The organism is Pseudomonas reactans (assembly GCF_013387025.1).
Taxonomy (GTDB): Bacteria; Pseudomonadota; Gammaproteobacteria; order Pseudomonadales; family Pseudomonadaceae; genus Aquipseudomonas; species Aquipseudomonas reactans.
Genome location: NZ_JACAQP010000043.1, coordinates 1 through 13826, shown reverse-complemented (window position 1 = coordinate 13826; position 13826 = coordinate 1). Strand labels below are relative to the sequence as shown.

Genomic DNA, 13826 nt, shown 5'->3' with positions numbered 1-13826 from the left:
GCGGCTGCCCCCTAAATCAGTGTCGGATGACGGGCACACCGAGCCTAGGCGAGGTGCCGAGTGTTGGGGCAAGAGCGTTTTGCTTACTTTTGCGCTTTTCAAAAGTGAGCCGCCGTAAGGGCGGAACCAATCCCCGCCATCACCCAAATAACGGATATGCACCCAATCACCCCCCCCCCCCTCAAACAGCCGCAGTCGAAGGCTCCAACTGCCGCTGCGCCAACCAGATCTCCTCCTGCAACCACTGCCCAAACACCTGCAACTGCGGCATATCCGTCTGCTCCGGCCGCGTCACCAGCCAATACGACTGGTGCCCCTCCACATGCACATTCAACACCTGGGTCAACTGCCCGGACGCCAGCTCCGCCGCCACCATATGCCAGTCAGCAATGGTAATCCCCAACCCGTCCGTAGCCGCCCGAATAGCCAGATCCAACAGATCGAACTCATACCCACCCTGGGTATCCACCCCATGGATCCGCGCCGCATCCAACCAATGTTTCCACGTGAGATACCGCTGATCCTCACTGGCCAACACATGCAACAACGTCATGCGATTAAGGTCCACCCCATCACTGCATTCACGGGCATACAGCGACGGCGCGCACACTGCAATGTGCCGCTCCTGAACCAACAACGAACTGTCCAACCCATCCCACTCGCCGTTACCAAAGCGAATCGCACAATCAAGGGTGCTGGTCTGCGCCAGGCTGTCCTGCAAACAGGTGGTGATGCTCAGCTCCAGCTCGGGATGGGCTTCCCGCAGGCGCCCCAGACGCGGCATCAACCAACGACTGGTGAAGGTCGGCGGTGCGTTGATGTGCAGGCGGTTGGAGTGGGTTTTCTGCTGGATACTGCGCACCGTCAGCTCGATCTTGTCGAACGATTGGTGCAGCGCACGCAGCAATACGCGTCCGGCGCTGGTCAGTTCCAGATGGTGGTGACGCCGCTCCAGCAGGTGCTCGCCCAATTGCTCTTCCAACTGCCGGACCTGGCGGCTGACCGCGCTCTGGGTCACGTTCAACAGCTGCGCCGCCCGAGTAAAACTGCCGGTACTGCCGGCCACTTCGAAAGCTTTGAGGGCATTGAGACCGGGCATTTTGCGTTTCATGGCGAGCACTCGAATACGACTGGCAAGGTGCCAAGCATCCCACGAGCCGTAGGAGATTTCCTAGCCAACATGATTTTTTGTATCAACCAAGGCGTCTATCTCGACGTCTCACCCTGATCACGCCAACTAACATGCATTTAACGAACGTTTAACGGCTGAATTTATCGTTTGTCGATCTTTGCGTGGATGACAAAACTGCGGGCATCTCTAATAAAAACAACATGAGAGCAGCCCCATGTCCGACTCCAACGTTCTAGCGACCCTGGACGGTAACGCGCCGCACCCTGCTGTCGACGCACTGTGCAATCAAGTACAGCGCGGCGAGATCAACCGCCGCCAATTCCTGCGCACCGCCGCCCTGCTCGGCATCACTGCCGCCAGTGCTTCCACCTTCATCGGTTCAGCCTTGCTGGGCAACGACGCCCGGGCTGCCGACGGCACACCCGCCCGCCAAGGCGGCAGCCTGCGGTTTGCCTGCGCCATCCAGGAAATCCAGGACCCGATGCTGATCACCTGGATCGAAGCCTCGAACCTGCTGCGCAACTCCCTGGAATACCTGACCTGGGTCGACGCCGATAACATTACCCACCCCTACCTGGCCGAGAGCTGGAGCCCTTCCGAGGACCTCACCACCTGGACCTTCAACCTGCGCCAGGACGTGAAGTGGAGCAACGGTGACAGCTTTAACGTCGACGACGTGCAGCACAATATCCAGCGCTGGATCGCCGCCGACTCCAAGTCGGTCAACCGCACCGCGTTCCAGGACATCAAGGCCTTCGAAAAAGTCAGCGACTACCAGTTCCGCCTGCAGCTCAAGCGGCCGATCCTGGCGATCCCGGAAATGCTCAACGCCTTCACCTGCGCCCTGGTGCATCGCAGCTTCAAGGTCGGAGATGACTGGGCGAAAAACCCGCTGGCCACCGGGCCGTTCAAGCTGGTGTCGTTTGCCGTGAACAAGCAGGCGACGTTCGCCAAGCGCGCCGACTATTGGGGCAAACCGGCCAACCTCGACGAGCTGCGCTACATCGATATGGGCACCGACGTGTCCACCCACCTCGCCGCCCTGCAAGCCGGCCAAGTCGACGTGCTGTACCGCGTCACCGTGGCCGAGCTGGACCTGGCCAAGCGCCTGCCGGGCGCGCAATTGCTCAGCTGCAAATCCGCGCAGACCGTGGTGATGCGCATGGCCTGTGACCAGAAGCCCTTCACCGATGTGCGCGTGCGCAAGGCCGTAGTGCTCTGCGCCGACAATGCGCAGATGCTCAAGGTCGCCTATCGCGGCATGGGCACGCTGGGCGAAGACCATCATGTGGCCCCTTCCCACCCCGAGTATTTCCCGCTGCCCAAGCGTGAACGTGATGTGGCCGCCGCGAAGAAACTGCTGGCCCAAGCAGGCTTTGCCAATGGCCTGGACATCGACCTGATCGTCGGCAATACCCAAGGCCGTTATGAACAGGACTGCGCGCAGATCCTGCAACAGAACTGCCGGGAAGCCGGGATCCGCATCAACCTCAAAGTGGTGCCGGCCGCCCAGTACTGGCCGATCTGGGACAAGGCCGCGTTCAGCTTGACCTACTGGGCCCATCGCCCGCTCGGCGTGATGTCCCTGGAATTGGCCTACCGTGGCGGTGGCGCCTGGAACGAAAGCCACTACAGCGACCCGGCCTTCGACGCGGCGCTGGACAAGGCCATGGGCATCATCGACCCGAAACAACGCGCGGTGGCCATGCAGAGCGTCGAGCAGATCCTGCAGGACGCCTGCGTAATCGTGCAGCCGTTCTGGGGCGACAAGTTCACCGCCGTGAGCAAAAAGGTGCAGGGCTTCCAGGTGCACCCTTCCGACTTCTACCCCATGGGCAATGTCTGGCTGAGTGCCTGAATCACTGGCGCAACACACCTCCCATTCCCCGTCGGAGCATGCACCTGATGGCTCATTTTCTATTGCGCAAACTGCTGATGCTGTTGGCGACGCTGCTGTCGGTGTCGCTGATTGTGTTCCTGGCCCTGGAGTTGAACATCGAGGACGTGGCAATCAACGTCCTCGGCCCCTACTCCGCCGCCGACCAGCGCGCGGCGTGGCTGCTGGAACACGGCTACAACCAACCCTTCGTGTGGCGCTACCTGGTGTGGCTCAAGGACTTCGTGACCGGCGACTGGGGCACCTCGGTGTACTTTCGCGAGCCGGTGCTCAAACTGCTGCTGCCCAACCTGTGGCAAACCCTGACCCTGGCCGGGCTGGCCTTGTTGGTCATGGTGCCGGTAGCGTTGACCCTGGGCATCCTGGCGGGAATTCGCCAGGGCTCTTTCATCGACCGGCTGGTGTCCTTCCTGTCGATCGTCACCACCTCGATCCCGGACTTCGCCAGTGCGGTGTTCGTCTCGGCAATCTTCGTGTTCTGGCTCAACTGGCTGCCCGGCGTGAGCAGCATGAGTGATGGCTTCAGCGCCGTGGAACTGGTGCTGCCGCTGATGGTGCTGTGCCTGTTCGGCATCGGCTATCTGGCGCGTATCACCCGCGCGTCGATGGTGGAAGTGATGCAAGCGCCGTATATCCGCACCGCACGGCTCAAAGGTGCATCCACTACGCGCATTGTGCTGCGCCACGCGTTACGCAACGTGCTGATCGCGCCGGTCACGGTGATCATGCTGTACATCCCGTGGCTGCTGTCGAACGTCATCGTGGTGGAGGTGTTTTTCGCCTACAAGGGCTTCGGCTCGCTGCTGTACACCGCGTCGCTCAACCATGACGTCTACCTGATCGAAGCCTGCGCGATGATCAGCGGCGTGGTGGTGGGTATCAGCAAGATCTTCTCGGACCTGGCCTACACCTGGCTCAACCCGCGCATCACCCTGCACAGTCTCGGCGGAGGCCGCCAATGAACCTGCTCAACGCCTTCAAGCATCCCCTGGCCCTGCTCGGCCTGCTACTGGTCGGCGGCTGGGTGCTGATCGCCCTGTGCGCGCCGTGGCTGGCGCCCCATGATCCGCTGGAAAACTTCACGCCGTTGCTCACACCGATGACTGCTGGCGATGACGGCGCACGCTTTTTGCTCGGCACCGACATGATCGGCCGCGACATCCTTTCGCGCCTGATCTGGGGCACGCGCACCGTGCTGTTCTGGTCGATCCTCGCCACGCTGACCGCGTTTGCCGTGGGCATCGCCATGGGCCTGTGCGCCGGTTACTTCAACGGCTGGGTGGATGCGGCGCTCTCATACGTGGCCGACACCGTGCTGTCGTTCCCGGTGTTGGTGCTGTACATCGTGATCATCATCGCCCTCGGCGCGTCGGCGCTGAATATCCTGATTGCGGTGACCTTTACCAGCGCCCCGGCGATCTTCCGCATCATGCGTGCGTTGACCATCGACATCCGCTCGCGCGACTACGTGCTCAGCGCCATTACCCAGGGCGAAGGCTCGCTGCGCATCATGCTGGTGGAAATCCTGCCCAACTGCGGCGGGCCGCTGATCGTCGACTTCTGCCTACGCATCGGCTACACCGCGATCATGATCGGTGCCCTGGGCTTCCTCGGCCTAGGCCTGCCACCGCCCACCCCGGACTGGGGCGGCATGATCAACGACGGCCGCGCCATGGCCATTTCCTTCCCGCACCTGGTGATCTTCCCGTGTATCGCCATCTCCACCCTGATGCTGGGCCTGAGCCTGCTCGCCGACGGGCTGGATGAACACGCGCAGCAAGGCGCAAGGAGTTGAGCATGAACAGCCAGCAAACCGTATTGCGGGTCGACAACCTCAGCGTCGAACTGCCCAAGGGCGCCGACCGTAGCCACGCCGTGCAGGGCATCAGCCTGGAAGTGCGCAAAGGCGAAATCCTCTGCGTGATCGGTGAGTCGGGCTCGGGCAAATCCGTGCTGTCGGCGGCGATCATGGGCGACTACGCCAAGGGATTGCGACATGCCGGCGGCGTGATCGATTTTCTCGGCGATGACATTTGCACCCTCGATGAGCCCCGCCTGCGCGCCCTGCGTGGCAACCGCATCGCGATGATCTTCCAGGAACCCATGGCGGCGCTGAACCCGGCGATTCGCATCGGCAAGCAAGTCGAAGAAATCTTCGACATCCACGCCCCGCAGATGCCCGCCGCCGAGCGCCGTGAACGCATGCTTGCGCTGCTGGAGTCCACCCAACTGCCGGACCCGCCGCGCATTGCCAACAGCTTTCCCCATCAGCTTTCCGGCGGCCAATGCCAGCGCGTAGTGATCGCCATGGCCTTGGCGATGAACCCTGATTTGCTGATCGCCGACGAGCCCACCACCGCCCTTGACGTGACCACCCAGGCCCAGGTGCTGAAGCTGGTGCGCGACCTGCGCGGGCGGGGGCAACACGGCATTCTGTTCATCACCCATGACTTTGGTGTGGTGGCGCAAATCGCCGACCGCATTGCCGTGATGGAAGGCGGCCGCCTGGTGGAGATCGGAGAGCGTGACCAGGTGCTGAACGCACCGGCCCACGCCTACACACGCAAACTGATCGCAGCCGTGCCGGCGCTGCACCCGGAGCTGCATGCGCCGAGTGCCGACGGCGAAATGGCCCTGCGCATCGAGCACCTGACCAAGACCTACACCGTCGGCGGCAGCTCGGTGGCGGCGCTGCGCGATGTGTCGCTGAACCTGCCACGGGGCAAGACCCTGGCGATTGTCGGCGAGTCCGGCTCGGGCAAAAGCACCCTGGTCAAAGCCGCGATTCGTCTGGTGGACAGCGACAGCGGGCATGTGTGGGTGGGCGATACCGATTTCCTGGCCTTGAACGGCTCGGCGTTGGCGGCTAATCGGCGGCGTATCCAGATGATTTTCCAGGACCCCTACGGTTCGTTGAATCCGCGCCACCGTGTCGGCGACATCATCGCTCGCGCCGCGCAATTGCGTGGGTTATCGGCCAAGGACGCCTGGGCTGAGGCCGGGGACTTGCTGGAACAGGTCGGCCTCAAGCGTGATGCATTGCAGCGCAAACCCCGGCAGTTTTCCGGCGGCCAGCGCCAACGCATCGGCATCGCCCGTGCCCTGGCGATGCGCCCGCAAGTGCTGATCGCCGATGAAAGCGTGTCGGCGCTGGATGTGTCGGTGCAGAAACAGGTGCTGGAATTGCTGGCCGACCTGCAGAAGCAGCTGAACCTGAGCATCCTGTTTATCACCCATGACCTGCGGGTGGCCGCGCAGATCAGCGACCACATCGCCGTGATGCGCCAGGGTGAAGTAGTGGAGTACGGCACCGCCGAACAGGTGCTGTTGCGCCCGCAGAACAGTTACACCCAGGCGCTGCTGGCCGCTGCGCCGGGCGCGTCCGAACTGCCCGTCGCCGGACCGCCCTTGCGGCTGATCCGCCCCACGGCTCACTGAGCTGAACCCTTTTCCCTGCGTCGCAGCGTTCGCTGCGGCAACGGGCTGCTGTTGCCCAAAAAAACTAAAAACGAGAGTAAAACCATGCGACCAACGATGCACTACTTCACCCTCATCCCTGTGCTCGGCGCCCTCGCCGCGCCAGCCATGGCCGTGCAGGTCACCGACAACCTCGACCTCGGCGGCGCCATCCGCGCGCGCTGGGACTATGACCCGGACCGCGACATCCAGAAGTTCGGCCTGGACACCGTGTTCCTCAGCGCCAAATACAACTCCGACAGCTGGATCGGCGAGGCGCAGTACCGTTTCTACGGGCGGTCGTACCCCTACCAGTACACCAAAAACTACGGCGACATTCAGTTCGCCAAGTTCGCCTGGGTCGGCTACAAGTTCAACCCCGAGCAACAAGTGCAAGTGGGCCTGAACACCGTGCCATTCGGCTTGCAGCCCTACTTCGGCAGCACCTTCTACGAAACCCTGGGCAACGTGATCGGCCTGGAAGACGTGCAGCAGGTCGGCGCCAAATACGTGCAACAGACCGGCGACTGGAACATTCAGGCCGGCTACTACCTGCGTCCGGCGTGGCAAGGCAAGGGCACCAGCAAGGGCGTGACCTATTCCAGTGTGGTGTCCGGCGCCGACAGCTATGTGGCCGACGGCAGCGACAACCAGGAACGCAACACCGTGGTGCTGCGCGTGGCCAAGGCCCTGGACCTGGGCGACTGGAAATCCGAAGTCGGCCTGTCCGGCCTCACCTCCACCCTGGAAAACAAAGACACCGGTAATGATGGTCGACGCAATGCCGTGGCCATCCACTACCTGGGCAAGAACGGCCCGTGGGGCCTGCAATTGCAGGCGGCGCGCCAGCAGATGTCGCCGCGCAACGCCGGCACCGACGAAGTGGTGACCCTGGGCGGTTATGACGGCACCTTCAACGTGGCCAGTCGCGGCAACCTGTATGTGGCGGACCTGAGTTATGACGTGGGCGGCAAGTACCTGTGGGATCAGGTCAGCGGCGTGAAGCTGTATGCCAACTACAGCGCCTTCGATAAATCCGCCGATGAATTCAAGACCTCGCAGCGGGTGATCCTCGGCACGTCGTTTTCGTTCAGCAAGTTGTGGATCGCGACGGAGTGGTTGATCGGCAAGAATGACCCCTACATTGGTGGCAGCAGCTATACCCAGAGCCTGGGGGCTGGGGGTAGCAATCAGTGGGAAAATCAGCTGTACATGAACATTGGGTATTACTTCTAATAGGCGTCGTCAGTTCTGACGCTTTCGCGGGCAAGCCCGCTCCCACAGTTTGAATGCATTCCCCTGTGGGAGCGGGCTTGCCCGCGAAGAAGCCAGCACAAACACCATAAAAACAATGTGTGGAACTCGGACCATGCGCCACCTCCCCGCCCTCAACATGCTCCGCGTCTTCGAAGAAGTCGCCCGCCACCGCAGCTTCAGCCAGGCCGCCGTGGGCCTCAACGTCACCCAGGGCGCAGTCAGCCGCCAGATCAAGCAACTGGAGGACTACCTTGGCGTTGCCCTCTTTATCCGCACGCCCCACGGCTTGTCCCTGACGGAAGCCGGTTTTGCCCTCTCGCCGCACTTGAGCGACGCCTTCGACCATATCGAACGCGCCTTGCAAGCGGTACGCGTGCCCAACCTGCGCCAGCGCCTGCGCATCGTCGCACCGCCGACCTGGGCCACCCGCTGGTTATCCGCGCATCTGCGGCGCTTCTGCGAACGTTATCCGGATATCAACCTCAGCGTCACCCACCAGGCGACTCACGACAACCTCGCGGAAATCGACTGCCAGATCCGTTTCGGCCTGGAACCGGCAGCGCATTGCAGCAGTGAGCTGCTGGTGATGGAGCGGCATATCGCGGTTGCCAGCCCGGAATTGTTCAGCGACGGCCAACCGCCGGACCTACGACGATTTCCGCTGCTGCATATCCTGCACGACGGCAAACGCTTGAAGGTCTGGGAAAACTGGCTGGCGGCCATGGGCCGGGAAGACGTTGATGCCGACCAGGGTCTGGAATTCAGCACCCTGGACCAGGTGATCCATACCGCCCTGGCAGGCGGTGGTCTGGCAGTGATCGACCGGCAGATGATCGAACGCGAGCTGGCCAACGGCAGCCTGTTGCCGATCACCCCCGTGGAAGTGATCGGCCCTTATGGCTATTGGCTGGATGTGGCGACGGACAAACAGGGTTTATCCAAGGTGCGGTTGTTTACGCAGTGGCTGGGCCAGGTCAGCAACCCCTGACACCGGCGGTGCCTCGGCCTTGCACGCCTGGCTCAGGGTCAGCGCCTTGGTTTCCGGGGCCCAGGCCCAGGAAATGAGCGCGCCGAACACCAGGATCGCCGCAAGAATGCCCATGGTCGGGCTCAAGCCAATCCCGGCCACGCTCACGGGCAGCAGGAAGGTGCTGATGGCCGAGCCCAAGCGACTCACAGCCGTAGCCAAGCCAATGCCGCTGGCGCGCACTTCGGTGGGAAAGCTTTCTGCCGGGAACACGCCGACCAAGTTGCTCACCGCCGACAGCACCAGCGTAAACACGCCGAAGGTCAGCACCATCAACCACGCCAGGCTGCCCGGCAACACCGCGAGCAAGAACAACGCTGCGGCCAGGATGATGAACGAGTTGATCAAGAAGCCCCGGCGCGAAAACTTCACCGTGCACCAGATGCCGATCAACGCACCGATAATCAGCAGCAGATTAAGCAGCAGCTCGGTGCCGAAGCCCTGGGACAAGCCCATCTTTTGCAGGATCGACGGCAAAAAGGTGTAGATCGCAAAGTACGGCATCACGATGCACACAAAGAACAGGCAGTTGAACGCGGTGCGCTTGCGGTATTCGCGACTGAACAGCACGCCGTAGCCGGAGCGGGTTTGCGCGGACGGTTCTTCGTCCAGCACCACATGCTCGCCCAGGTGTTTCTTGACGATGGCACGGGCTTCGGCAATGCGTCCACGGTTGACCAGCCAGCGCGGAGACTCCGGCGTGCCGATACGCGCAATCAGGATCAAGCCGGCCGGGATAGCCGACGACGCCAGCATCCAGCGCCAGGCATCGTCGCCCAGGCTGAGCATCGCAGTGCCGACAAAGGTCGCCGCCACGTAACCGAAGGTCCAGATCACGCTGAACGAGCCAAGCAACACGCCGCGATGCTTCTTCGGCGAAAACTCCGCGAGCATGGCGTGGCCCACACTAAAGTCACCGCCCAGGCCAATGCCAATCAGGATGCGGCACAGTAACAAGCCCATGGCGGTCTCGGCATAGAACTGCATCACCGAGGCCACGGTGATCAGCACAAAGCTGACCAGGAAGATTTTCTGCCGACCGAGGGTGTCGGAGATCCAGCCGAAGAACAGGCTGCCCAGGAACAGGCCGATCAGGGCGGAAGCGCCGATCAAGCCTTGCCAGAACGCATCGAGTTGCATCTGTGGACTGAGCAGGGTGAAGGCGATACCGATCAGGCCGAGGATGTAGCCGTCGGTGAAATGCGCGCCGAACGTCAGGCCGGCGATTTTCAGGTGGAAGCGGCCGATCGGCAGGTCGTCGATTTTGACGGGTTGAGCGGTCATGGGTGTTCTCCATATTGTTGTTCTTGACGGAGTAACAGCCGGTGCCCTCGCAGGCACCGGTTTGCAGCTGAGGTTAGAGCCCCCCCATCAACAGGTATTTGATCTCCAGGTAATCCTCCAGCCCGTACTTGGAACCTTCACGGCCCAGGCCCGATTCCTTGATGCCGCCGAATGGCGCGACTTCGGTGGAGATGATTCCTTCGTTGATCCCCACTATGCCGGCTTCCAGGCCTTCGGCCATGCGCCACACGCGGCCGATGTCGCGGCTGTAGAAGTAGGCGGACAAGCCGAACGGCGTGTCATTGGCGCGTTGTAGCACTTCGGCTTCGTCCTTGAAGCGGAAACACGCGGCTACCGGGCCGAAGGTTTCTTCCTGGGCGATCAACATGTCGCCGTGGGCTTCGGTGAGGATGGTCGGTTCAAAGAAGGTGCCGCCCAGTGCATGGCGACGGCCGCCGCACAACAGCGTGGCGCCCTTCTCCAGGGCATCACCGACATGGGCTTCGACCTTGGCCAACGCGGCGGCGTTGATCAACGGGCCCTGCTCCGTTTCGCCGTCCAAGGCACTGCCGACGCGCATGGCGCTGACAGCTTCGGCCAGTTTGCGGGTGAAGGCGTCGTACACGCCGTCCTGGATGAAGAAGCGGTTGACGCACACGCAGGTCTGCCCGGTGTTGCGGAACTTGGAGGCCATGGCACCTTTGACGGCAGCGTCCAGGTCGGCATCGTCGAACACAATGAACGGCGCGTTGCCGCCCAGTTCCAGGGAGACCTTTTTCAGGGTGTCCGCCGCCTGGCGCATCAGCAGCTTGCCGGTGCGGGTGGAACCGGTGAACGACAGCTTGCGCACCACACTGGAGGCTTGCAGTGCACCACCAATCGCCACCGCATCGCCGGAGACAATGTTGAACACACCCGCCGGAATCCCCGCCTGCTCGGCCAGCACCGCCAGGGCAAACGCCGACAGCGGGGTTTCTTCCGAAGGCTTGAGGATCATCGTGCACCCCGCCGCCAGCGCCGGGCCGACCTTGCGGGTGACCATGGCCAGGGGGAAGTTCCACGGCGTGATCGCCGCGACCACACCGATGGCTTCCTTGACCACGATGATGCGCGCATCCGCCTTGTGGCTCGGGATCACATCGCCATAAGCGCGCTTGGCTTCTTCACCAAACCACTCCAGAAAGCTCGCGGCGTAGACCACTTCGCCCATGGCTTCGGCCAGGGGTTTGCCCTGCTCCAGGCTGAGCAGTTGCGCCAGGTCCTTCTGATTGCTCAGCATCAGCTCGCTCCAGCGCTTTAGGCGCTGGCTGCGTTCCTTGGCGGTGAGCTTGCGCCAGGCCGGCAAGGCGCGGTTGGCGGCGTCGATGGCCAGGTTGGTTTCTTCGCCGGCGGCGCGCTGTACATCAGCGATCAGCGCGCCATTGGCCGGGTTGAGCACCGGGTAGGTCGGCCCACCGCTGGACCATTGGCCGTCGATGTAGTTGCCCTTGCGGATCAGCGGGTTCATGCCACGGCCTCGATCAGATTGAAACGGTCCAGGCCCGGGCGGGCCTCACGCAGGATGCGCTTGCCGGCGGTGTAGTCGTTGATCACATCGCACGGGGTGTAATTGCGTTCCAGCTCATGCAATTCCTCGGCATCCAATTGGGTGTCCAAGGCGGCCAGTGCGCTATCGAACTGCTCGGTGGTGTCGGCGCCCACCAACATCACGTCGACGCCGGGATGGTTGGCGACCCAGGCCTGGGCGATCTGCGCGTTGGACACGCCACGGGCGCGGGCCACGCGTTGTACCGAGTGGGCGATGTCGAACGACGCCTGGTCGCTGTACATCTGCTGGGTGAAGAAGTCGGTCTGGTTGCGGGTCGACTGCACTTCACCGGTGAGCAAGCCACGGGCCAGCGGGCTGAACACCGAGACGCCCAGGCCCTGGTCGCGGCAGAACGGAATCATCTCGCGCTCTTCTTCGCGGTAGGCGCAGTTCAGTTGCAGTTGCATATTGATCGGCTTGACCCAGCCATTGCGCTCGCAGGCCATGAGAATTTTTGCGAGCTGTCCTGTGAGCATGGTCGACACGCCGATGTAGCGGGCCTTGCCGGAGCGCACGATGTCGTTCAATGCGTTCATGGTTTCTTCGACCGGAGTGTTCACGTCGAAGTAATGCAGCATGAACACATCAACGTAATCCATGCCCAGGCGACTCAGGGAGGCATCAATGCTGTCCATGATGTGCTTGCGCGAATGGCCGCTGGCGTTGATGCCGCTGCGGGTGCCGTAGCCGACCTTGGTGGTGACGACGATCTCGTCACGCCGCGCTACGCGCTTGAGGATGCGCCCCACCACTTCCTCGCCGACGCCGGCGGAATAGAAGTCGGCCAGGTCGATGAAGTTGACGCCATTGGCCAGGGCGTGGGCGACGATGGGCTCACTTTGCTTTTCGTCGAAGATCCACGGTTTCCAGTCCGGGGTGCCCATGTTCATGGTGCCCAGGCACAGGCGCGAGACTTGCAGGCCGGAGTTGCCCAATCGAGTGTATTGCATGGGATTCTCCTCAGGCCTTTGGCGTGTAGAAAGGGTTGCTGATGTGGTTGACCACGTCGGCCAACTGCGCGGTAAACGGCGTGCCGGTCAGGGCGGCGCGGATCGCGGTGCGGCAGGCGTTGTAGTTGTTCAGGTAGACGGCATCCAGGTCATCGCAGCCTGGGTTGACCCAGTTGGCGGTGACGATGGCCCACTCGTCTTCGGCTTCCGGCGGCAAAGTGCCGTCGAGCAGGGCTTCCAGCACCGCCTTGGCGATACCGGCCTGGGACGCGCCCCAGGTGGCGTTGCCGTGCAAATCGCTGCTGATTTCAGCCTTGTTGACGTACAGGGTCATGGGCTTGACCGGGATATTCGGCTGGGCAATCACCATGAACGGGCAATGCCCCTGGCTTGGTGACGCGAGGCTATTGGCGAACGCCTGGCCCGCCGGGCCGTTGCGTGGGCCGATCAGGATGTTGATGTGGGCCGCGTTGACGCCCGGGCCTTCGAAACCTTCGCCGATGTAGAGATCCAGTGTTTTCATTGCGCAAACGCTCGTTGTTGTTATGGGGAGCTGGTTGGCGAATTTTTAGCACTGGGGATGAAAGCGGCCGTAACCATTAAAAGTCATGGGGCTGTGAGTTTTGCTCATAGCCCTGCGACATCGACGGTCGTCTTGTGCGTTGACCATCGTTGTTACACACCATATAGTGTGCCCACAAACAAAACAGACCACTACATAGTGTGCAGTATCGGTATTTGCCGACCACACTATGCGCAGTATTTCAATGCCTTGAAGCCTGCAAAAACACTTATTTTTCGAATACCAGGAAGGAGCATTTCCATGCTGAGTTGGGATGAAGTCGACAACGAAGACACCGGTGCAGCGGTGATCAAGGGCGCCAACGCTGGCCATGCCAGCGAAGCCAACATGGACCGTCTCGACGGTGCCGGCGCCGCGGCTGCGCTGGAAGCCCGTAACGTGACTGCCAACGACTCCGCCGCGATCATCCGCGCCAAGGCCGCCCTCGACAAACTCGACGTCGCCGAAGGCCTCGCCGAGCTGGAAGGCTCCGCCGCCCGCGTCGCCGTTGACGAAAAACGCATGATCAACTGCCGCGCCGACCTCAACCAACTCGTGCCGTTCAAGTACGACTGGGCCTGGCAGAAGTACCTCGACGGCTGCGCCAACCACTGGATGCCGCAAGAGGTCAACATGACCGCCGACATCGCCCTGTGGAAAAACCCCGAAGGCC

Annotated in this window: 12 protein-coding genes; 7 read left to right on the top strand and 5 right to left on the bottom strand. The window is 62.2% G+C overall.

From position 1 onward, the window contains the following. Nucleotides 1-181: 181 nt before the first annotated feature. Nucleotides 182-1111, bottom strand: a complete 930-nt coding sequence (locus HX793_RS28970; protein ID WP_095016000.1) for a LysR substrate-binding domain-containing protein — start codon at nt 1109-1111, stop codon at nt 182-184. A gap of 235 nt (nt 1112-1346) precedes the next feature. Between HX793_RS28970 and HX793_RS28965 the strand changes: the two genes are divergently transcribed. From HX793_RS28965 to HX793_RS28940, 6 genes are all read left to right on the top strand, one after another. Then, entirely contained in the window at nt 1347-2990 is a 1644-nt protein-coding gene (locus HX793_RS28965; protein ID WP_177097473.1) for an ABC transporter substrate-binding protein, read from the top strand. A gap of 47 nt (nt 2991-3037) precedes the next feature. Beyond that, entirely contained in the window at nt 3038-3991 is a 954-nt protein-coding gene (locus tag HX793_RS28960) for an ABC transporter permease (RefSeq protein WP_025999686.1), read from the top strand. After that, a complete protein-coding gene (locus HX793_RS28955; RefSeq protein WP_177053957.1) occupies nt 3988-4824 on the top strand; it encodes an ABC transporter permease in 837 nt (278 codons plus the stop codon). Before HX793_RS28960 ends, HX793_RS28955 begins: the two co-directional genes overlap by 4 nt. Nucleotides 4825-4826: 2 nt before the next feature. Then, the gene (locus HX793_RS28950; RefSeq protein ID WP_016975653.1) at nt 4827-6467 is read left to right on the top strand and encodes a dipeptide ABC transporter ATP-binding protein; all 1641 of its coding nucleotides are present in this window, start codon (nt 4827-4829) and stop codon (nt 6465-6467) included. Nucleotides 6468-6551: 84 nt separating this feature from the next. Beyond that, nucleotides 6552-7721, top strand: a complete 1170-nt coding sequence (locus tag HX793_RS28945; protein WP_177097475.1) for a hypothetical protein — start codon at nt 6552-6554, stop codon at nt 7719-7721. Nucleotides 7722-7854: 133 nt separating this feature from the next. Further along, nucleotides 7855-8730: a LysR substrate-binding domain-containing protein gene (locus tag HX793_RS28940; RefSeq protein WP_177097477.1), complete on the top strand. Its 876-nt coding sequence runs from the start codon at nt 7855-7857 to the stop codon at nt 8728-8730. Here the strand turns inward: HX793_RS28940 and HX793_RS28935 are convergent. The 4 genes from HX793_RS28935 to fae all read right to left on the bottom strand — a co-directional run bounded on the left by HX793_RS28935 (nt 8677) and on the right by fae (nt 13114). Beyond that, complete coding sequence (locus tag HX793_RS28935) at nt 8677-10053, bottom strand: MFS transporter (RefSeq protein ID WP_095015994.1); 1377 nt, start codon at nt 10051-10053, stop codon at nt 8677-8679. The two genes, HX793_RS28940 and HX793_RS28935, sit on opposite strands and share 54 nt — an antisense overlap. Before the next feature lie 73 nt (nt 10054-10126). Further along, entirely contained in the window at nt 10127-11560 is a 1434-nt protein-coding gene (locus tag HX793_RS28930) for an NAD-dependent succinate-semialdehyde dehydrogenase (protein WP_177097479.1), read from the bottom strand. Beyond that, nucleotides 11557-12591 carry an aldo/keto reductase gene (locus tag HX793_RS28925; RefSeq protein WP_177053954.1) on the bottom strand — a complete coding sequence of 345 codons (1035 nt, stop codon included), beginning with the start codon at nt 12589-12591 and terminating at the stop codon, nt 11557-11559. Before HX793_RS28925 ends, HX793_RS28930 begins: the two co-directional genes overlap by 4 nt. Before the next feature lie 10 nt (nt 12592-12601). Next, a complete protein-coding gene (gene fae / locus HX793_RS28920; protein ID WP_033899609.1) occupies nt 12602-13114 on the bottom strand; it encodes a formaldehyde-activating enzyme in 513 nt (170 codons plus the stop codon). Nucleotides 13115-13414: 300 nt separating this feature from the next. Here fae and HX793_RS28915 point away from each other — a divergent pair. Further along, nucleotides 13415-13826, top strand: a 412-nt coding sequence (locus HX793_RS28915; protein ID WP_176463014.1) for a ribonucleotide-diphosphate reductase subunit beta, incomplete at its 3' end; no start/stop codon positions are given.